Here is a 17,496-nt window from a genome sequence, read left to right on the forward strand (position 1 = left end):
TTTTTAAAAGTCAGCCTTTTGTTTTCCAGCGGGCTGGTCGCGTGATCACGCCAATAGGGTTACGCACATTTTGCGGAATCTTCAAGCAGAAAAATGCCCGAATTGATTTGGGTCAATGACATGTGTGTCACGGTTTTTGCCGACAATCTTTGGGTGCCGACTGAAGAGGAGAAAAACTATATCTCGGATCATTTGTTTCAAGTGGGGCGGTGAAATATTACAGGTGCTGTTTGCGCGTCCGGCATGGGCTCTGCGGTCGTGCGTACCGCGAATAGGGCACCGTTGTGCAGGTTGAGCGGCGCCGCCATCGTGCACAACGGCCGAAAACGGGAGTTTTTCGTGGGGTGCCAATGCCTTGGCGTTGTTCGTCGGTGTACGTTCGTTGTGCACCCGATGCACAACGATGTGTGTGCGTATTGATGGCCGGCCGGTCGGGGTGACTCCGGGCATGGCTTGGGCTTTGATGCGAGAACCTTACTGGGTTTTGAAGAACCAAGCAAGAACGGGGCGTTGCCATAAATCCCCTCTACCATCCCCGATGGGAGAGGGAGGGACCCGCCGCGCAGCGGTGGGAGGGTGAGGGCAAGGTTTCGCCGAGAATCCTGCGTTTGCTTTGACTGGATTCTCGCTGAAACCTTGCCCTCACCCTCCCATGCTGCGCATGGGCCCCTCCCTCTCCCGCCGGGGGCGGGCGAGGGGCGTTGTGGCGCTGCCCCTCGCGCGTCACACCTCGATCAGCGCGTAGGGTCGGCCGGTGTCTTTCTCGATGGTCTGGGCGACGTTGTAGACGGGCGTGCCGCGCATGGTCTTGCCGGAGAAATGCCCGTGGTGGGCGTGGCCGTGCACGACGGCGCGGACGTGGAAGCGGTCGATGGTCTCGGCCAGGCGGGAGGAGCCCAGGAAGGGGAAGATCTCCGGCGGTTCGCCCTGCACCGTGTCGGCGATGGGGGCGTAGTGCAGGACGACCATGGTCCGTTCCGTCTCCAGCTGGCGCAGCGCGCTTTCCAGCCGCATGGCCTCGTTCACCGCCTCGTGCACGAACTGCTTGATGGCGGGCTCGCCGAAGGCGTCCAGCATGCGGTTCTCGAAGCCGCCGGCGAAGCCCTTCACGCCGGCGAAGCCGACGCCCCGGATCTCCTGCGGGTTGCCGTCGAGGAAGCGGACGCCGGCCTGCTCCAGGATGTGCTGAAGCTCCTCCACATGGCCGCATTCGAAGTCGTGGTTGCCCAGCACGGCGAGGACGGGCATGCCGATGCCGCGCAGGTCCTCGGCCAGCACCTCCGCCTCGCGCGGCTTGCCGTGGTTGGTCAGGTCGCCGGCCAGGACCAGCACGTCGGCGCGGTCGGCGATCTCGCGGAACAGCTCCCGGTAGGGGTGGACGGAGGTCTCGCCCACATGGATGTCGCCGATGGCGGCGACCTTCAGCGTGCCTTCAGCCATGCTTCGTCTCCTCCCCCACCACGTCGGCGAAGCCACAGTCCGTCACGTCGATCAGGTAATCCTCGCGCGAGAACAGCCGGCCCCGGCAGATGCGGGTCTGCGGTATGGGCAGCTTGGCGCGCTCGTGCAGGCGGTCCAACAACTCTTGGATCAGCCAGTCGGGGATGTGGTCGCGCTCCGTCGGGTAGATGAAGCGGAAGTTCAGGGCGTGCATCAGCAGCACCTCCCAATACTGCTCCATGTGGCCCAGCAGGCGCTTCCAGTCGATGTGCTGGTGCTGCTTCAGGATCATGTGGGCGACGTCGGGGCCGTCGTACTTGTGCCGCATCTGCACGAAGGATTTGGAGAAGACCATCTCCGTCGGCGGGATCAGCTGCACGTCGGCACCGCAGATGATGGCGCGGTGGTCCTCCTCGAACCAGCGGTCGTTGACCGGGTTGATGGCGGCGGCGGAGTTGAAGATCACGTCGAAGAACAGCTTGCCGTGCTTGACCTTGCCGATCCAGCGCTCGTCCTCGATCTCCGTCGCGAAGCCGCGGTCCTGGAAATAGGCCAGAATGCGCGGGAAGTCGCCGCCCCGGCAGAAGACGTCGATGTCCTTGGTCGGCCGGGTGATGCCGGTGTAGGCGCTGACCGCGTAGGTGCCCCCCAGCAGGAAGGGGATGCGCGACTCCTTCAGCAGTTTCAGGCTTTCCGTGTAGAAAGATTCGGCTTCGGGGGAAACGTCGGCGTTTCCCTCGCGGGGGGCGCTTCCCTCGCGGGTGTCGTCCGTCAAAGTCCGGTCTCCTCAGCAGCAGCCGCGCGCGTTCTTGGGGTCGTAGCGGCGATCCTGGCAGTAGCGGAAGAACTCCTCATAGGTCATGACGGGTTCGTCGGGGTGCGTCTCCCGCCGGTGCGCGACGTAGGTGTCGTAGTCGGGGATGCCGACCATCAGCCGCGCCGTCCGCCGCATCGCGAGGTAGAGATCCATCGCTTCACGCATGGCGCATCCCTCCGGATCGGGCCGTCGTGGCCGCGGGGCCGGTGACCTCCTGCGCGGTGGCGCGCGGCTCGGCCATGGCGCGGCGGATCCAGATGATGCCGAAGATCACCATGGCGACGACCACCGCGATGAACAGGCCGGTCAGCGTGGCGTCCACATAGTCGTTGACGATGACGCGGCTCATCTCCTCCGCCGTCTTGGCGGGGGCCAGGATCTTGCCCTCCGCGGCGGCGGCGGAGAAGCGGTCGGCGTGGGCCAGGAAACCGATCTTCGGGTCGGGGTGGAACAGCTTCTGCCAGCCGGCGGTCAGCGTGCAGATCAGCAGCCACAGCGTCGGCAGGATGGTCACCCAGGCGCCGGCCTGCCGCTTCATCTTGAACAGCACCACCGTGACGACGATCAGCGCGATGGCCGCCAGCATCTGGTTGGCGATGCCGAACAGCGGCCACAGCGTGTTGATGCCGCCCAGCGGATCGACCACGCCCTGGTAGAGGAAATACCCCCAGGAGGCGACCGCCAGCGAGGTTGCGACGAGGTTGGCGCCCCAGCTCTGGGTGTGGCGCATCGCCGGGATCGCGGTGCCCAGCAGGTCCTGGATCATGAAGCGCAGCACGCGGGTGCCGGCGTCCACGGTGGTCAGGATGAACAGCGCCTCGAACAGGATGGCGAAATGGTACCAGAAGGCCATCAGCGCCTGCCCACCCACCGCCGCCGACAGGATGTGCGCCATGCCCACGGCCAGCGTCGGGGCGCCGCCCGCGCGCGACAGGATGGTCGTCTCCCCCACGTCGTGGGCGATCTGGGTCAGCGTGTCGGGCGTGACGGTGAAGCCCCAGCCGCTGATGACCTGGGCGGCGTTGGCCGCGTCGGTGCCGATCAGGGCCGGCGGGCTGTTCATGGCGAAATAGACGCCCGGCTCCAGGATGCAGGCGGCGATCAGCGCCATGATGGCGACGAAGGACTCCGTCAGCATGCCGCCGTAGCCGATGAAGCGCGCCTGCGTCTCGTCCTCCAGCATCTTCGGCGTCGTGCCGGACGAGATCAGCGCGTGGAAGCCCGACACCGACCCGCAGGCGATGGTGATGAACAGGAACGGGAACAGCGCGCCGGAGAAGACCGGGCCGGTGCCGTCGATGTACTGCGTGACGGACGGCATCTTCAGCTCCGGCCAGACGAACAGGATGCCGACGGCCAGACCGACGATGGCCCCGATCTTCAGGAAGGTGGACAGATAGTCGCGCGGGGCCAGCAGGAACCACACCGGCAGGACTGAGGCGAAGAAGCCGTAGCCGATGATCATCAGCGCCAGCGCCGTGCCGGAATAGGTGAACAGCGGGGCCAGGGTCGGGCTCTCGCTCACCGTCTGGCCGAAGACGATGGCGCCCATCAGCAAAACGAAGCCGATGGCCGACATCTCCCCGATGCGGCCCGGCCGGATGAAGCGGCTGTAGACGCCCATGAACATGGCGATGGGCAGCGTCGCGAAGACGGTGAAGGTCCCCCACGGGCTGCCGACCAGCGCCTTGACCACCACCAGAGCCAGCACCGCGACCAGGATGACCATGATCAGCAGCACGCCGATCATGGAGATCACGCCGGCGACCGGCCCCATCTCCATCCGCGCGATGTCGCCCAGCGACCGGCCGTCGCGGCGGGTGGAGGCGAACAGCACCACGAAGTCCTGCACGGCCCCCGCCAGCACCACGCCGACCAGGATCCACAGCGTGCCCGGCAGCCAGCCCATCTGCGCCGCCAGCACCGGCCCGACCAGCGGCCCGGCCCCGGCGATGGCCGCGAAATGGTGGCCGAACAGCACGTATTTGTCGGTGGGCACGTAGTCGAGCCCGTCGTTGTAGCGCACCGCCGGGGTCACCCGGCCCGCGTCCAGCTGCAGGACGGCGCGCGCGATGTACAGGCTGTAGAAGCGGTAGGCGATCAGGAAGACGCAGACCGCCGCGACCACCAGCCAGACGGCGTTGATCGTCTCCCCCCGGTTCAGAGCCACGAAGCCGGTGGTCCCCGCCAGCGCCAGGGTCACCAGCACCCATTTCAATCCCGACCACGCTTTGCTCATGGCGGCGTTCCTTCCCTCCGCAGCCCCTCGGCCATTTTGCCCTTCAACAGCGCGAATGGCGGAAATGACACGGGATCGGCGTGCGAAAGCCGGAAAAATGCCGGCCGAATGCCGCTGGGGAACCGGCGATGCCCCTGTCGGTTGTTTTGGATGGGTTGCTTTAGGCGAACCGTCGAAGGGGAGGGAGATCGCGTGATGGCTGGAAAGGGATTCCTGATGGGGGCGCTGCTGGCGGCCGGCCTGACCGCCGGGGGCGCCGGTTCCGCCCTGGCGCAGTCCTGCGCCGATCTGGTGGAGCGCTTTGCCGCCGACCACAGCCTGTCCACCACTCCGCCGCCCACCGCGGCCCCCTCGGGTACGGCCGGCTCCACCGCGCAGAACGGAGCCGCGACCGGTTCGGGCTCCGGCGCGGCGAGTTCGGAGCGGCTGGCCCAGTCGGGCGGCGTGGTGGCGCCGCCGGCCGTCGGCGACACGGCGGTGATCGAGCCGCCGCGCGCCGGCTCCAGCAACATGCCGACCGCACCGGCGGTGCGCCCCGACTCCGGGCCGGGCTCCGGCTCGACGACCGGCGGCACCACTGGGGGCTCCCCTGGGGACACGATGGGGCAGGCGGCGCAGAACGCGCAGCTCGAATCGCTGGTGACCGCCGCGCGCTCCGCCGCCAAGCGCGGCGACGAGGCGCAATGCATGGAAAGCCTGTCGCAGGCGCGCCGGCTCGGGCAGGCGGCGCCGGGCGGCACTGGCGGGGGCGGCTGATCATGCGGCCGATGTCCATGACAGCCCTCCGCCTCGGCCCCTATCCGCCGACCCCGCCCGCGCCGGATCCGCGCCGGCCCGACGTTCCGGATGAGGACCGTCCGCCCATCCAGGAGCCGCCGGACGCCATTCCCCTGCCGCCGGAGGAGCCACCACCGGTGCCGGATCGGCTCGCGGCGTGAGGCAAAAAGGGAACACGGACTGCGGGCGGCGATTCCGGTCGCCTGCGGTCTTGTGATTCCCGGCGGGAAAAGCGATGTCTTTCTGCGGAGCACTGGCACGCGCGCCGGGGCTCTTTGGTCGTTATTGGAGTTCAGTGGGTCCCATGCACCGTCAACCGCCGCGCCAGCACGTCTACCGCCAACCCGTCGTCCTCGGCACCCAGGTCCAGGCCACCGTGAAATGGTACGATCCGAACCGCGGGTTCGGCTTCGTGAAGTTCGAGGATGGCTCGCCCGACGCCCTCATCCCCGCCGCCATCGTCGGCACCGCCGGCCATGAGTCGCTGCCCGACGGCGCCACCGTCGTGGTGGACGTGGTGGAAGGCCGCAAGGGCAATCAGGTCAGCACCCTGCATTCGGTGGACATCTCCACCGCCGCCCCCGCCCGCCCGGCCCGTCCGCAGGGGGATCGCCCGCAAGGCCCGCGCCCGTCCTACGGTGACCGCGAGCGCGGCTATGGGGATCGCGGGGGTGACCGGGGCTTTGGCGATCGGGGCTTTGTTGATCGCGGGGGCGACCGCGGCGGCTATGGCGACCGGGGCGGCAACCGGAACTTCGGGGATCGCGGCGACCGGGGCTATGGTGATCGCGGCGATCGTGGTTTCGGCGACCGGGGTGGTGATCGCGGCGGCGACCGCGGCTTTGGGGGCGGCGGTCCGCGCCGGGCTCCGGCCGGCGGCCCGACCTCGCAGGTCGAGGGCACCGTGAAGTGGTTCAACGCCACCAAGGGCTTCGGCTTCGTCGCGCCGGACAGCGGCGGCCAGGACGTGTTCGTGCACATCCGCGCGGTCGAGCGGTCGGGCTTGCAGGGCTTGAACGAAGGCCAGCGCGTGCGCCTCACCGTCCGCCAGGGCCAGAAGGGTCCGGAGGCGGAGTCGGTCGGCGAGGCGTGAGGTAGGCGGCGGCGTATTGCCCCCTCCCTCCCACTTCGTGGGTCCCTCCCTCCCCCGCTTCGCGGGAGAGGGTGGATTTGCGATGCGGCGGAGTTCCCTCTCCCGCAGAGCGGGAGAGGGTTAGGGAGGGGGCAAAGCGCCCCTACCGCCTCGTCCCCGCCCAGCTCGTTTCCGTCAGCTCCGCCGGGTTGGTCGCGGAGGGGCGGCGGTGCATGTCCTGCTCATGCTCCACGCTGCGGGCGTTCACGCCGCGCAGGTGCTCGGCGGCTTCGCGCAGGGCGCGTTCGCTGGCGTTGTCGGGCACCTGGATGCCGTCGTAGGGACCCAGCGCGGTGTCCTCCTCGGCGATCTCGCGGGTGGCGCGCAGCCAGTGCTCGATGTGGCGCCCCTCGGGGCGGCCCTCCTGCTCCCAGAGGGCGTAGGCCCGCTCGCGGACGCGCGGGTCGTCGGGGCCCAGGATGTGTTCCATGGTCATCTCCGCTCAGGTCGTCTCCGCTCAGTGCCGGTCCGGCTCGGACGGGGAGGAAATCTGCTCCAGCGCCGTGCTGGCCGTGCGTTCGTCCTTGGCGTCGGTGGCGAGGTCGCCCAGCGAGACGATGCCGACCAGCCGCTCGTCGCGGTCCACCACGGGGACGCGGCGGATCTGCTGGCCGCCCATCAGGCGGGACACCTCGTTGACGGGGTCGTCCTCGTAACAGAAGCGCGGCTCGGTGGTCATCACCTCCGAGACCTTGCACTGGTCGGGCGCCATGCCGGCGGAGGTGGCGCGCACGGTGATGTCGCGGTCGGTGATCATGCCCACCAGCTTCTCGCCCTCGCACACCGGCAACACGCCGACGTTCAGCTGGTCCATGAGCTGGGCCGCCTTGCGGATGGTCTCGTTCGGCCCGACGACCTGGACGTCGCGGGTCATGATGTCACGAATGGTCATTGGGTTGGGCCTTCCGTCTCCGTTGCCGCTTTCGTCAACAGGCGGCTTGGCGCGGAGTGCCGGACCCCAGCGGAGGTAGTCTTGCCGACCGGTCGGAGGCGGCCTACAGCCAGTAGAGGGGGCTGACCCCGAAGATCCAGGGGTGGATCACGATCATCGCCGCGTAGGCGGCCAGCGCGCCCAGCAGCCTCGTCCAGCCGATCTCGCCCGCGGCGAGGCGCTGGCGGCCTTGCAGGATGGCGGCGAAGGGCAGGGCCGAGGTCTGCGCGCGGAAGGCGCGCCCGGCGTCCGTGCGGCGCAGCAGCCAGTCGTTCTTGGCCATGGCGAACAGGGCGATGGCCGCCATGGTGGCGAACAGCACCACGCGCCGGCCATCGCCGGTGGCCTGCAAATGCAGCAGCGCCCACAGCAGAAGCCCCATGCTGCCCGGAAAGCGCGTGACGCGGTAGATGCCGGCGGGCGGGTTGGGGGCGTCCGGCTCCCCGAACTTGGTGGTGATGCGGGCGACGATCAGCAGGAAGGCCACGGGCATCAGCGCCACGACCAGCGGCGCCGCCCAGCGCGCGGGCTCGAACAGCAGCGCGCCGCCCCCGGCCTCACGGTAGGCCCAGACGAACAGGCCGAGCGCCAGCAGCGAGCCCAGCGAATGCAGGGCGACGAAGCCGCCGCGCCCCAGCCGCGCGATCAGCGCCGGCCGCACCCCCGGCCAGGAGGGCACGGCGTGGCTGACGAACAGGAACAGGGCGGCGAGGGAGAGGTCTGCGGTCATGGCGTCAGGAAACACCGGATCAGGGCCGAAGGTCTTGACCCCCATCAATCAAAATCACATCCGGCCCAATCACTTCCGCAGCCGCTTTTCCTGCATGATTTCGAGCTGGAGCTGCTGGATCTCGGTCAGGCGCTGCCACTGGCGCTGGATTAGATAATCCATCTTCTCGTGCAGGTGCCGGATTTCCAGCTCCGCCTTCAGGTTGACGCGGTAGTCGTTCTCCGACCGCAGGCGGTCCTTCGCCTCCTGCCGCTTCTGGCTCATCATGATGATGGGGGCCTGGATCGCGGCGAGGCAGGACAGAACGAGGTTCAGCAGGATGAAGGGGTAGGGGTCGAAGGCGTCCGCCTCGCCCCGGATCAGGTTGACCACCATCCAGAGCCCCAGGAACACCCCGAAGGAGGTCAGGAAGGCCCAGCTTCCGCCGAAGCTCGCCAGATGGTCGGACAGGCGCTCGCCCAGCGTTCGGTGGTCCTCGTACTCCTCGTCGACGTTCTCGGCCAGCGTCTCGTGCGTCTCCATGCTCTCCGCGACGCGGCGGTCGAGTTCGGTCAGCTCGCCATGCTCGGCCTGGAGCAGTTCCGCCACGTAGATGGAACGGTAACGCGCCACCTCCGCCCGGCTGATCAGGGCGTCCGGCGGCATGTCGGGATGGTCCTGCCGGATGCGTTCGGCCAGCGCCGGGCGCAGCGTGTCCAGGTTGACGAGGTCGCGCTTGGGCCGCCGCTTGCCGCTGACCGCGCAGAGCGCGCGCTTGGAGGCCGCCGCCGACAGTTCCGTGTCGGGGGCGGATTCGGGAAGCCCGACGTCGAGATACTCCTCGTCGCCGATCCGATCGTCCGTGCCGTTCATGGCGCCCTCCTGCCTGTCCACGCCAAGGGGAGATACGCACCGGCCCGGCGCTTGTAAAATGACATGTTTTTAATAGCGCTTTTGCGTGTGCGGGCATTGCCGCGACCGGGCATCAGCCGCGTCCAAAAGCCGCGTCCAAAAGCTGCGTCCAACTGTGGCCCAGGCCACAGCGGCGGGGGCGGCACCCGCGTACCTTCCATCCATCGACGACGCCGGGGCCACAGCGAAGACCACCCGGCAGCCACGCAAACCGAAACCGGAAGGATACCAGACCATGCGCCGCACCGCTCTCTTCGCCGCCGCTGCCGCCGTCCTGTTCACCGCCCCGGCCTTCGCCGGTGAGCTGCTGACCGGCGGCATCCCGCTGGGCAACAACTCCAACCTCGGCGTCATCTCCAACACCGCCGCCGGCATCCAGAACAAGGCCCAGCAGCAGGTGATGGGCGTGCAGGCGGGCGGCGGGCTGGCCGGTCCCTTCGGCACCGCCTCCAACCTGGGCACCGTGTCGAACCTGGCGGCCGGCGTCGGCAACAAGGCCAAGCAGCAGGTCTTCGGCATGCAGTCCGGCGGCGCGCCGATGCCCGGCTACGGTTTCGGGTTCGGCGGCGTCAACTCCAACCTCGGCTCCGCGACCAACACCGCCGCGGGCATCGGCAACACCGCACAACAGCAGGTCAAGGCGATGCAGTTCGGCGGGCCGTCGTCCCTGTTCAACTCCAACATCGGCACGGTCAGCAACCTCGCCGCCGGCATCGGCAACAAGGCGCAGCAGCAGGTGATCGGCATCCAGAAATAGCCCTCTCCCCGTTCCTCCCTCCGCCCTCGCAACTTCCGGCCGGCAGGACACTGCCGGCCGGCTTTTCTTTTGGCGTGCTTTTCTTTCGGTGTGATTGGGGAACGAAAGGTTAGGGGGCGCGGTTCTGGCAATGCCATGACCGAATGGATCACCGAGACCGTGCACCAGCTGGGCTATGTCGGCATCTTCCTGATGCTGATCCTGGCCCGCGTGCTGCCGCCCGTTCCGGCGGAGACGGTCATTCCGCTGGCCGGCATGGGCGTGGCCGACGGCAACTTCAACCTGCTGCTGGTGGCGCTGGCCGGCGGGCTGGGCTCGGCCGCGGGGGAGCTGGTCTGGTACCTGCCCGCCCACCTGATGGGCCGCGAGCGGTTCGAGGCCTTCCTGCGCAAGTACGGCCACTGGCTGACCGTCCGGCCGGAGCAGGTCCATCAGGCGACGGAGTGGTTCGCCCGGCGCGGCGGCATCGCCGTGATGCTGTGCCAGCCGCTGCCCGGCCTGCGCACGCTGATCTCCATCCCCGCCGGGGCCTGCGGGCTGCCGCTGCCGGCTTTCCTGGCCTATGGGGCCACGGGGTCCACGCTGTGGGTGCTGGTGCTGGCGACCACCGGCTATCTGGTGCGCTCCGGCTTTCCGTGGCTGGCGAACTACATGGTGCCGGGGGCGCTGCTGCTGTTCGTGACCCTGCTGCTGCTCTACGTCGTGCGGCTGGTGCGGCATCGGCGCAGCACCCGGCTGTCGCGCTCCGGGGGGTAAGGAACTTTCGCTTCGCGGGGGACGTTGCTGCGGCGGATACCCGAAAGGCGGTGTCCATGGGTCAGACAGGAAGCCGCACAATGACTCCCAACTCCATGACGACCTTGGGCTGGCGCATGGCCGCCGCCCTGGCGATGTCGCTTGGCCTCGCCGCCTGCGCCGGCGACACCCCGCCGCCCACCGCGCAGCTCGGCGCCTCCGCGCAGGCCGTCCAGAACGCGGAGCGGGCCGGCGCGCTCCAGTACGCCCCGGCCGAGTTCCAGTCCGCCCGCGAGAAGCTGGGCGCCGCCGACGCCGCCATGCGCGCCGACGAGCGCACCCGCGCCCGCCGCCTCGCCGAGGAGGCGCAGGTCGAAGCCGACCTCGCCGCCGTGCGTTCCCAGCGCGCGACCGCCCAGCAGGCGGCCGGCGCCGTGCGCAGCCTCGCCGCACCGACTTCGGCCTCGACTCCGTCGGTGCCGGCCCCGGCCGCGCGGACGGCGGTGCCCTCGGCCGCAGCGCCGATCGCGCCGCCGGTCAGCAGCGGATCGTCGGAATGGAACCGCCCGCGCACGATGGAGGGCCAGCCATGAGGAAAACCCACGCCGTGACGGCGCTTGCGGTGCTGCCGCTGGGGGCGGTGCTGTCGCTGGCCGCCTGCGCCACCCCGGACGCCAGCCCCGCCCTGGTTCAGGCGCGCCAGACCTACGAGACCGCCGCCGCCAACCCGCAGGTCGCCGGCAACGCGACGCTGGAACTGCGCCGCGCCGAGGAATCGCTGCGCCGTGGCGAGGCCGCGCGCACCGACGGCGACCGGGCGGAGATGGACCATCAGGCCTACCTCGCCACCCGCCAGATCCAGATCGCCCAGGACGTCGCGGCGATGAAGGGCGCGCAGTCGGTCGTCGCCAACGCCGAGACCTACCGCCTGCAAAACCGCAACGCCCTGCTGGAGCAGCAAATCCGCGACTTGCAGGCGGAACGCACTGAGCGCGGCATCGTCATGTCGCTGGGCGACGTGCTGTTCGCCACCGGCAGCGCCCGCCTGACCGCCGGCGCTCAGTCCCGCCTGGACCGTCTGGCCCAGTTCCTTCAGCAGTATCCCGACCGCACCCTGCGGATCGAGGGCTACACGGACGCCACCGGCTCCTCCGCGACGAACCTCCGCCTGTCGGAGGAGCGCGCGATGGCCGTGCGCGACGCGCTGGCCGCGCGCGGCGTGAACCCCGGCCGTATCGTCGCCCAGGGCATGGGCGAGGCGCAGCCCGTGGCCTCCAACGCCAGCGAGTCCGGCCGCCAGCAGAACCGCCGCGTGGAGGTGATTATCTCCGACCCCGGCTCCGTCGCGCAGACGCGTCCGTGAACGGATAAAGCCCTTCTCCCCTTGGGGGAGAAGGGTTGGGATGAGGGGTCGTTACCGCTCGAAGAGCGGGAAAAGACCGGCCAGCCTTCGGCCGGCGCCACCCTCTCCCCAACCCCTCTCCCCTCAAGGGAGAGGGGCTTTTGATTTTAGATCAGCCACTTACCGCACGCGAGACCCGTACATGCTGTAGCCCACCGAGGGGAGCGGGGCCACTCATCACGCCGCGCTTGCCGTGGCGCCGTGCGTGGCGCCGTGGTAGTTGCGCCACATCGCCTGGAACAGCGGCTGGCGCGCCAGAAGCTCGTCCATGGTGCCGCTGTCCACCACCCGGCCGGCGTCCATCAGCACCACCGTGTCGAAACGCGGCAGCAGGTGCAGGCGGTGGATGGCGGAGACCAGGCAGGCGTCGCCGAATTCGGCCAGAAGGGCGTCGTAGACGCGCAGCTCGGTGGCCGGGTCGACGCTGCTGGTCGGCTCGTCCAGCATGACGAGGCTGGAGCCGTGTGCCGCCAGGATGCCGCGGGCGAGCGCCAGACGCTGGCGCTGGCCGCCGGACAGGTTCACGCCGCCCTCGTTGATCGCGGTGTCGAGCCCGGCGGGCAGCGTCTCCAGCACGGGGCCGAGCTGGGCGAGGCGGCAGGCCCGCACCACCTCGCCCGCCGGGTAGCCGATGCCCATGGTGATGTTTTGGCGGATGCTGCTGTCGAAGATCTGCGGCTCCTGCGGGATCAGGGTGGTGATCGACGACAGGTCGCGCAGGTCCGGCCGCGTGGTGCCGTCCACCGCCAGGGACACCGCGTCGGCGGTGTAGAGCCCGGCCAGCACGCGCAGCAGGGTGCTCTTGCCCGACCCGCTCTCCCCGATCACCGCGATGCGCCGGCCACGCGTCAGGTCCAGCGACACGCCGTCCAGCGCCGGGCGGGGGCGCCGTTCGCCGGGGCGCTCGGCATGGCGGAAGCTTAGGCCCTCCACGCGGATGCTTTGCCAACCGTCCGGCACGGTCGCGGCGGCCCCGGCGCGCGGCTCGGCGGTCAGGATCGCCTCGGCCCCGGCCACGTCGGCCTGATGGCGGACGAGATCCTGCCAGTGCGTCGCCATGGAGCCGACCACGGTGCCGATCTGCTGCGCGTACTGGTGCACCATCACAGCCGTGCCCAGCGGCACGACCCCGCCCTGCCGCCACGCCAGCCACGCGTAGAGCACGACCAGCCCACAGCGCAGCGCGTTGTTCAGCAGGTCCACCGCGCACCATTTGGCCTCGTTCACCACGATGTGGTGGCGGATCGGCTCGAACAGGCTGTCCAGCCGCTCGCCAAGCAGGCGGCGGGTCGCGGCCTGGAGGCGCAGCGTCAGCACGGTGGAGATGTTGCCGACGAAATCCGACAGGCCGGCGGCGTGGTGACGCTCGCGCCGGTTCTCCTCGCCCAGCAGGCGGACCATGGCGGCGTCGAAGCGGACCAGCAGCAGCGCCAGGACCCCGTAGCCCAGCAGCGCCGCCGCCCCGGTCATGGCGGACACGACGAACAGCGCGGCGATGGGGCCGATCAGGCTGACGAGGTTCTGGAGGTAGATGAACTGGTGTTGCGAGAAGCCGAACAGCGCCGCCGTGGCCTTAGTCATGCGCTGGATCGTCTCGCCGGAATGGTTGCGGTCGTGCCAGACCAGCGGCAGCGCGACGAGCTTCGCGTAGAGCGCGTCGGAAAAGCGTCCGCGCACATGCAGCGCCACGAAACGCTCGATCACCCGGCCGGGGCCATGCATCGCCCAGGCCAGCACGGCGGCCCCCATCATCACCGCCATGTACCAGCCGGCCGTTTCCAGATCCTGCGTACCTGTAGCCTGCAAGGCGTTCACCGCCTCCCCGAACAGGTAGGGGATGGCGAGGCGCACGATCTGCGCCAGCAGCAACAGGGTCAGGAAGGTGGCCAGAAGGCCGCGTGATCCGGCGGTGTGGCGCCAGAAGGTGCCGTAAAGACCCTTGAGCCCGGCGGCGAGGCCCCGGCCGGCCGCCGATTTCCTTGTCGCGGATTCCATGGGATGCCCTTTTGCCCGAGTGAAGGAGTGCGTGATTGGGCGGGCGACGGTAGGGGCGCGATGGTTAATTGAAATTTACCTCGATTCAGGAACATCTGTGTCATTTCCCGGAACCGACGCGAACACTAATACAAAAGTTGCACGCTTTTGTACGCGGGCCGGGCTGAGCGCAATGATCTCTTTACCTTTTCCTGATTGGGGTTTTACAGTGCGCGAACGTGGTGGGCGGATGCGTCCTCGGGATTGCGCAGGGATTCGACATGACCACTGAACAGGGCGGTGACGGCGCGATGCTCAGCAAAGGATTCTTGAAGGCGCAGGCGTTGCTGCTGCTGGTCATCGGCCTGCCGGTGTTCATCGTGGTGGTGACGCTGAACCCGCTCTGGAACGCGACGCTCCACCGCTTCGGCGTGCCGGAGGGGCCGGCGGCGGCGCTGGGCATGATCGTCACGATCATGGCGGTGATGGTCGTCCAGTACTGGGTGCTGGAGACGCGGCGGACCATGGTGTCCAGCCTGTTCAACTTCATCCCGCACGAGCACCTGACCTTCGACGGGGAGACCCTGACGACCGAGGAGGCCAACCGCCTCTTCGCCACCCTGCACCGGGATTCCGAGAGCTGGCGCCGCCTGCTGCGCGAGAACGGGGTGGCCGGGCCGCTCGACGATTTCGGCGCCCTGTGCACGGCGCGGCTGTCCTTCGCCCAGCGGCCCCAGGGCCTGCCGGCCGAGGCGGAGCGCGCCATCGCCGAGGTGCCGGCGGCGGTGGAGCAGGCCAACGCCCGCCTGCGCGCCGCGCTGGAGCAGGCGGAGCGGGAAACCGCCGCCCTGCGCGACCGGCTTGCCGGTGTCGAAGCCAGCGTGGCGGAGGTGGTGGGCTTCATCCGCGACAGCGGGCAGGAGGTCGCCGGCCGCCACGACAACGCGCACCATCGCCTGTCGGACAATCAGGCGCTGCTGGCGAACCTTCAGGAGCATCTGGACCGCCGCCGCGCCGAGGCTGGTTCCGACCTGACCCGGTTCGAGCAGATCGTCGCCGAGTCCCGCGCGCTGGAGGAGTCGGTCAGCGCCATCACGCGCATCATGTCCGCCACCAACATGCTGGCGCTGAACGCCGCCATCGAGGCGACGCGCGCCGGGGAGTACGGCCACGGTTTCCGCGTGGTGGCGAACGAGGTGCGCGATCTGGCCCGCCAGTCCAACGAGGCGATCCAGGTCATCCAGAAGGGCATCGACCGCATGCAGCAGGCCATCGCCCAGCAGCTCGCCGGGCAGGACGCGCAGCAGAAGGTGGAGGCGGAACACCAGCTCCTCACCGCCCTGGCCGACCGTCTCCAGGACCTCAGCGCCGGCCAGCAGGACCTTGCCGGCCATGAGCGGCGCCTGCTGGGTGAGCTTGACCGGCTGGGCGGCTCGCTCGCCGGGACGGTGTCGGGCGTGGCCCGCGACCTGCGCCTGACCGACACGCTGCGCCGCGACCTGGACGAGGTCAGCCGCGGGCTGGCGCGCCTGACGGGGCTGGAGAAGGACCTGCGCGCCGCCGTCCGCCGGGTGGGCTGACCCGCCCCGGCGCCAGGCGCGCGTCACAGTCCGCGCGTCATGCGCCCGGAGGCGTCCGCTGTGCCGACACCACCATGCGGCGGCTGTCCACGGTCCAGGGGGCGCCTTCGAAATCGCCCGACAGGCTGTCGATGGCGAAGCCGGCGCCTTCCAGCATAAGTTCCAGTTCGAAGCGGAAGATCATGCGCCAGATGAAGGAAAACTCGCTGACCGCGATCTTTCCGTCGGGCAGAAGCTCGTCGTACCAGCCGTGCAGGCGCTGGCGCTGGTGGTCGTCCAGCCGGTCGGCGAGCGCGTTCTTGATGTAGCGGTTGCCCGTGCGCGGGTTGCGCCGGGGCATGGAGGGGGACGGTTTCGTCTCGGCCTCCAGCGACAGGGTCAGCGGGTTCATGATGTCCAGCGCCAGCCGTCCCCCCGGCGCCAGATGCGCCGCCGCGCGGGCCAGCGCCTGCCGCTCCGCCGCCAGATCGGGGATCAGCATCAGCATGTTGAAGGGGATCGCCACGAGGGCAAAGCCGCGCTCCGGCAGGTCGAGCGCCGTGGCGTCCTGCTGAACGATGTGGACGCGGGTCTGCACCTCCGGCGGTTCGGCCGCCAGCTTGGCGCGCAGCTGGTCCAGCATGGCGGCGGAGACGTCCACCGCCCACACCTCATGCCCGGCGCGGGCCAGCGGGATGGTCAGCCGGCCAGTACCGCAGCCGATCTCCAGCACCGGGCCGCCCGCCTGTTCCGCCTGTTCCCGGTAAAAGGCCACGTCGCCCAGCATGCCGATGCGGGCCAGCGTCGCGGCGTCCTCGGCGCGCGCCTCCCCGATCTCCAGCGAGGGGTAGTCGCCGTCGTAATAGTGGATGCTGGCGTCGGTGTCGGGGACGTCCCTGTTCATGTGCCAAGGCCTTTCATGGTCCAAAACCCTATACCGGAGCGCCGGAGACGGCTAGTTTGGCGGCCATCATGATCGTTCTTGGAATCGAAACGAGCTGCGACGAGACGGCGGCGGCCATCGTCACCGACGCGCGGGAGATCCGCGCCGACGTGGTGCTCTCGCAGCTGGACGACCACACGCCCTATGGTGGCGTTGTGCCGGAAATCGCCGCGCGCGCCCATCTGGAACATTTGGATGGGCTGATTCGCCGCGCTCTGGACGAGGCCGGGCTGGGCCTGGGCGACATCGACGCGGTGGCGGCGACCGGCGGACCGGGGCTGATCGGCGGGGTGATCGTCGGCGTGATGACCGCCAAGGCCATCGCCGCCGCGCGCAAGCTGCCCTTCGTCGCGGTGAACCATCTGGAAGGCCACGCCCTGACCGCGCGGCTGACCGACGACGTGCCTTTTCCCTACCTGCTGCTGCTGGTGTCCGGCGGGCATTGCCAGCTTCTGGTGGTGGAGGGGGTGGGCAAGTTCCGGCGCCTGGGCACCACCATCGACGACGCGGTGGGGGAGGCCTTCGACAAGACGGCCAAGCTGCTGGGCCTCGGCTACCCCGGCGGGCCGCTGGTGGAGAAGGCGGCGGCGCAAGCCACCAACCCCGGCCGCTTCGACCTGCCGCGCCCGATGGTCGGGCGTCCCGGCTGCGACTTCTCCTTCTCCGGCCTGAAGACCGCCGTGCGGCGGCATGTGGAGGAACAGCTAAAGGAATTGGGCAAGCCGCTCTCCGCCGCCGATCAGGCCGATCTCGCCGCCGCCTTCCAGGCCACGGTGGCGGAGGTGATGGCCGACCGCTGCGCCCGCGCCATCCGCCTGTTCAAGGAGGCGCACCCGCAGGGCGGCGCCCTGGTGGTGGCCGGCGGCGTGGCCGCCAACAAGACGTTGCGCGCCCGCCTGCAGACGCTGGCCGACAAGGAGCGCATGCCCTTCGTGGCGCCGCCGCTGCGGCTGTGCACCGACAACGCCGCGATGATCGCCTGGGCGGGAATCGAGCGGCTGCGCCTTGGCCAGACCGACCCGCTGAACTTCGCCCCGCGCCCGCGCTGGCCGCTCGACCCCACCGCCAAGCCGGCGATCGGCAAGGCGGGCGTGGGGTCGGGCGTGAAGGCGTAACGCGGCGGTTGCGACGCTCCCGCGTGCCGTCCTAAACAGGCGCACGAACATTCG

At 69.4% G+C, this 17,496-nt stretch carries 19 protein-coding genes; 9 read left to right on the plus strand and 10 right to left on the minus strand.

Annotation, left to right across the window (positions count from 1 at the left end; all coding sequences use genetic code 11):
* Positions 1 to 723 precede the first annotated feature (723 nt).
* The 4 genes from ACSVC7_RS00080 to ACSVC7_RS00095 are packed head-to-tail and all read right to left on the minus strand — an operon-like array spanning position 724 to position 4,496.
* Positions 724 to 1,440 carry a metallophosphoesterase family protein gene (locus ACSVC7_RS00080; protein WP_448204356.1) on the minus strand — a complete coding sequence of 239 codons (717 nt, stop codon included), beginning with the start codon at positions 1,438 to 1,440 and terminating at the stop codon, positions 724 to 726.
* Positions 1,433 to 2,215, minus strand: a complete 783-nt coding sequence (locus ACSVC7_RS00085) for a nucleotidyltransferase family protein (RefSeq protein WP_448204357.1) — start codon at positions 2,213 to 2,215, stop codon at positions 1,433 to 1,435. Before ACSVC7_RS00085 ends, ACSVC7_RS00080 begins: the two co-directional genes overlap by 8 nt.
* 12 nt (positions 2,216 to 2,227) lie before the next feature.
* Entirely contained in the window at positions 2,228 to 2,422 is a 195-nt protein-coding gene (locus tag ACSVC7_RS00090; RefSeq protein ID WP_209876588.1) for a YbdD/YjiX family protein, read from the minus strand.
* The gene (locus ACSVC7_RS00095; RefSeq protein ID WP_448204358.1) at positions 2,415 to 4,496 is read right to left on the minus strand and encodes a carbon starvation CstA family protein; all 2,082 of its coding nucleotides are present in this window, start codon (positions 4,494 to 4,496) and stop codon (positions 2,415 to 2,417) included. Before ACSVC7_RS00095 ends, ACSVC7_RS00090 begins: the two co-directional genes overlap by 8 nt.
* A gap of 195 nt (positions 4,497 to 4,691) precedes the next feature.
* On the opposite strand from ACSVC7_RS00095, the gene ACSVC7_RS00100 reads away from it, so the two are divergent.
* The 3 genes from ACSVC7_RS00100 to ACSVC7_RS00110 all read left to right on the plus strand — a co-directional run bounded on the left by ACSVC7_RS00100 (position 4,692) and on the right by ACSVC7_RS00110 (position 6,366).
* Positions 4,692 to 5,252, plus strand: coding sequence for a hypothetical protein (locus tag ACSVC7_RS00100; protein WP_448204359.1), 561 nt, complete (start codon positions 4,692 to 4,694; stop codon positions 5,250 to 5,252).
* Positions 5,253 to 5,269: 17 nt separating this feature from the next.
* Positions 5,270 to 5,434: a hypothetical protein gene (locus tag ACSVC7_RS00105; protein ID WP_483507861.1), complete on the plus strand. Its 165-nt coding sequence runs from the start codon at positions 5,270 to 5,272 to the stop codon at positions 5,432 to 5,434.
* Positions 5,435 to 5,577: 143 nt separating this feature from the next.
* The gene (locus ACSVC7_RS00110; RefSeq protein ID WP_448204361.1) at positions 5,578 to 6,366 is read left to right on the plus strand and encodes a cold-shock protein; all 789 of its coding nucleotides are present in this window, start codon (positions 5,578 to 5,580) and stop codon (positions 6,364 to 6,366) included.
* A gap of 142 nt (positions 6,367 to 6,508) precedes the next feature.
* On the opposite strand, the gene ACSVC7_RS00115 is transcribed toward ACSVC7_RS00110, so the two are convergent.
* The 4 genes from ACSVC7_RS00115 to ACSVC7_RS00130 form a co-directional block, all read right to left on the minus strand.
* A complete protein-coding gene (locus ACSVC7_RS00115) occupies positions 6,509 to 6,835 on the minus strand; it encodes a DUF2934 domain-containing protein (protein WP_448204362.1) in 327 nt (108 codons plus the stop codon).
* A gap of 27 nt (positions 6,836 to 6,862) precedes the next feature.
* Complete coding sequence (locus ACSVC7_RS00120; protein ID WP_448204363.1) at positions 6,863 to 7,297, minus strand: CBS domain-containing protein; 435 nt, start codon at positions 7,295 to 7,297, stop codon at positions 6,863 to 6,865.
* A gap of 103 nt (positions 7,298 to 7,400) precedes the next feature.
* A complete protein-coding gene (locus ACSVC7_RS00125) occupies positions 7,401 to 8,066 on the minus strand; it encodes an NnrU family protein (protein ID WP_448204364.1) in 666 nt (221 codons plus the stop codon).
* 69 nt (positions 8,067 to 8,135) lie between these two features.
* Positions 8,136 to 8,918: a DUF1003 domain-containing protein gene (locus ACSVC7_RS00130; RefSeq protein WP_448204365.1), complete on the minus strand. Its 783-nt coding sequence runs from the start codon at positions 8,916 to 8,918 to the stop codon at positions 8,136 to 8,138.
* A gap of 274 nt (positions 8,919 to 9,192) precedes the next feature.
* Here ACSVC7_RS00130 and ACSVC7_RS00135 point away from each other — a divergent pair, with 274 nt between their 5' ends.
* The 4 genes from ACSVC7_RS00135 (at position 9,193) to ACSVC7_RS00150 (ending at position 11,812) form a co-directional block, all read left to right on the plus strand.
* Entirely contained in the window at positions 9,193 to 9,714 is a 522-nt protein-coding gene (locus tag ACSVC7_RS00135; RefSeq protein WP_448204366.1) for a hypothetical protein, read from the plus strand.
* A gap of 135 nt (positions 9,715 to 9,849) precedes the next feature.
* Entirely contained in the window at positions 9,850 to 10,470 is a 621-nt protein-coding gene (locus ACSVC7_RS00140) for a DedA family protein (RefSeq protein WP_448204367.1), read from the plus strand.
* Between the two features lie 80 nt (positions 10,471 to 10,550).
* Positions 10,551 to 11,042: a DUF4398 domain-containing protein gene (locus tag ACSVC7_RS00145; protein ID WP_448204368.1), complete on the plus strand. Its 492-nt coding sequence runs from the start codon at positions 10,551 to 10,553 to the stop codon at positions 11,040 to 11,042.
* Entirely contained in the window at positions 11,039 to 11,812 is a 774-nt protein-coding gene (locus ACSVC7_RS00150; RefSeq protein WP_448204369.1) for an OmpA family protein, read from the plus strand. The genes ACSVC7_RS00145 and ACSVC7_RS00150 overlap by 4 nt, the downstream gene beginning before the upstream one ends.
* A gap of 216 nt (positions 11,813 to 12,028) precedes the next feature.
* On the opposite strand, the gene ACSVC7_RS00155 is transcribed toward ACSVC7_RS00150, so the two are convergent.
* On the minus strand, positions 12,029 to 13,846 hold the full coding sequence (locus tag ACSVC7_RS00155; RefSeq protein ID WP_448204370.1) for an ABC transporter ATP-binding protein: 1,818 nt from the start codon (positions 13,844 to 13,846) through the stop codon (positions 12,029 to 12,031).
* Between the two features lie 260 nt (positions 13,847 to 14,106).
* Between ACSVC7_RS00155 and ACSVC7_RS00160 the strand changes: the two genes are divergently transcribed.
* Positions 14,107 to 15,405, plus strand: coding sequence for a methyl-accepting chemotaxis protein (locus ACSVC7_RS00160; protein ID WP_448204371.1), 1,299 nt, complete (start codon positions 14,107 to 14,109; stop codon positions 15,403 to 15,405).
* 37 nt (positions 15,406 to 15,442) lie between these two features.
* Here ACSVC7_RS00160 and ACSVC7_RS00165 read toward each other — a convergent pair whose 3' ends face one another.
* Entirely contained in the window at positions 15,443 to 16,288 is an 846-nt protein-coding gene (locus tag ACSVC7_RS00165) for a class I SAM-dependent methyltransferase (protein ID WP_448204372.1), read from the minus strand.
* Positions 16,289 to 16,356: 68 nt separating this feature from the next.
* Here ACSVC7_RS00165 and tsaD point away from each other — a divergent pair, with 68 nt between their 5' ends.
* Positions 16,357 to 17,442 carry a tRNA (adenosine(37)-N6)-threonylcarbamoyltransferase complex transferase subunit TsaD gene (gene tsaD, locus ACSVC7_RS00170; RefSeq protein ID WP_448204373.1) on the plus strand — a complete coding sequence of 362 codons (1,086 nt, stop codon included), beginning with the start codon at positions 16,357 to 16,359 and terminating at the stop codon, positions 17,440 to 17,442.
* The last annotated feature ends 54 nt before the right edge of the window (positions 17,443 to 17,496 follow it).

Source organism: Azospirillum mesophilum, assembly GCF_053470405.2.

What these genes read in the sequence shown, in the direction of transcription:
- ACSVC7_RS00125 (WP_448204364.1), bottom strand. Translation starts at nt 8,066, where the DNA reads ATGACCGCAGACCTCTCCCTCGCCGCCCTGTTCCTGTTCGTCAGCCAC.
- ACSVC7_RS00140 (WP_448204367.1), top strand. Translation starts at nt 9,850, where the DNA reads ATGACCGAATGGATCACCGAGACCGTGCACCAGCTGGGCTATGTCGGC.
- ACSVC7_RS00160 (WP_448204371.1), top strand. Translation starts at nt 14,107, where the DNA reads ATGACCACTGAACAGGGCGGTGACGGCGCGATGCTCAGCAAAGGATTC.
- ACSVC7_RS00120 (WP_448204363.1), bottom strand. Translation starts at nt 7,297, where the DNA reads ATGACCATTCGTGACATCATGACCCGCGACGTCCAGGTCGTCGGGCCG.
- ACSVC7_RS00150 (WP_448204369.1), top strand. Translation starts at nt 11,039, where the DNA reads ATGAGGAAAACCCACGCCGTGACGGCGCTTGCGGTGCTGCCGCTGGGG.
- ACSVC7_RS00110 (WP_448204361.1), top strand. Translation starts at nt 5,578, where the DNA reads ATGCACCGTCAACCGCCGCGCCAGCACGTCTACCGCCAACCCGTCGTC.
- ACSVC7_RS00135 (WP_448204366.1), top strand. Translation starts at nt 9,193, where the DNA reads ATGCGCCGCACCGCTCTCTTCGCCGCCGCTGCCGCCGTCCTGTTCACC.
- tsaD (WP_448204373.1), top strand. Translation starts at nt 16,357, where the DNA reads ATGATCGTTCTTGGAATCGAAACGAGCTGCGACGAGACGGCGGCGGCC.
- ACSVC7_RS00130 (WP_448204365.1), bottom strand. Translation starts at nt 8,918, where the DNA reads ATGAACGGCACGGACGATCGGATCGGCGACGAGGAGTATCTCGACGTC.
- ACSVC7_RS00095 (WP_448204358.1), bottom strand. Translation starts at nt 4,496, where the DNA reads ATGAGCAAAGCGTGGTCGGGATTGAAATGGGTGCTGGTGACCCTGGCG.
- ACSVC7_RS00100 (WP_448204359.1), top strand. Translation starts at nt 4,692, where the DNA reads ATGGCTGGAAAGGGATTCCTGATGGGGGCGCTGCTGGCGGCCGGCCTG.
- ACSVC7_RS00090 (WP_209876588.1), bottom strand. Translation starts at nt 2,422, where the DNA reads ATGCGTGAAGCGATGGATCTCTACCTCGCGATGCGGCGGACGGCGCGG.
- ACSVC7_RS00115 (WP_448204362.1), bottom strand. Translation starts at nt 6,835, where the DNA reads ATGGAACACATCCTGGGCCCCGACGACCCGCGCGTCCGCGAGCGGGCC.
- ACSVC7_RS00145 (WP_448204368.1), top strand. Translation starts at nt 10,551, where the DNA reads ATGACTCCCAACTCCATGACGACCTTGGGCTGGCGCATGGCCGCCGCC.
- ACSVC7_RS00155 (WP_448204370.1), bottom strand. Translation starts at nt 13,846, where the DNA reads ATGGAATCCGCGACAAGGAAATCGGCGGCCGGCCGGGGCCTCGCCGCC.
- ACSVC7_RS00165 (WP_448204372.1), bottom strand. Translation starts at nt 16,288, where the DNA reads ATGAACAGGGACGTCCCCGACACCGACGCCAGCATCCACTATTACGAC.
- ACSVC7_RS00080 (WP_448204356.1), bottom strand. Translation starts at nt 1,440, where the DNA reads ATGGCTGAAGGCACGCTGAAGGTCGCCGCCATCGGCGACATCCATGTG.
- ACSVC7_RS00105 (WP_483507861.1), top strand. Translation starts at nt 5,270, where the DNA reads ATGACAGCCCTCCGCCTCGGCCCCTATCCGCCGACCCCGCCCGCGCCG.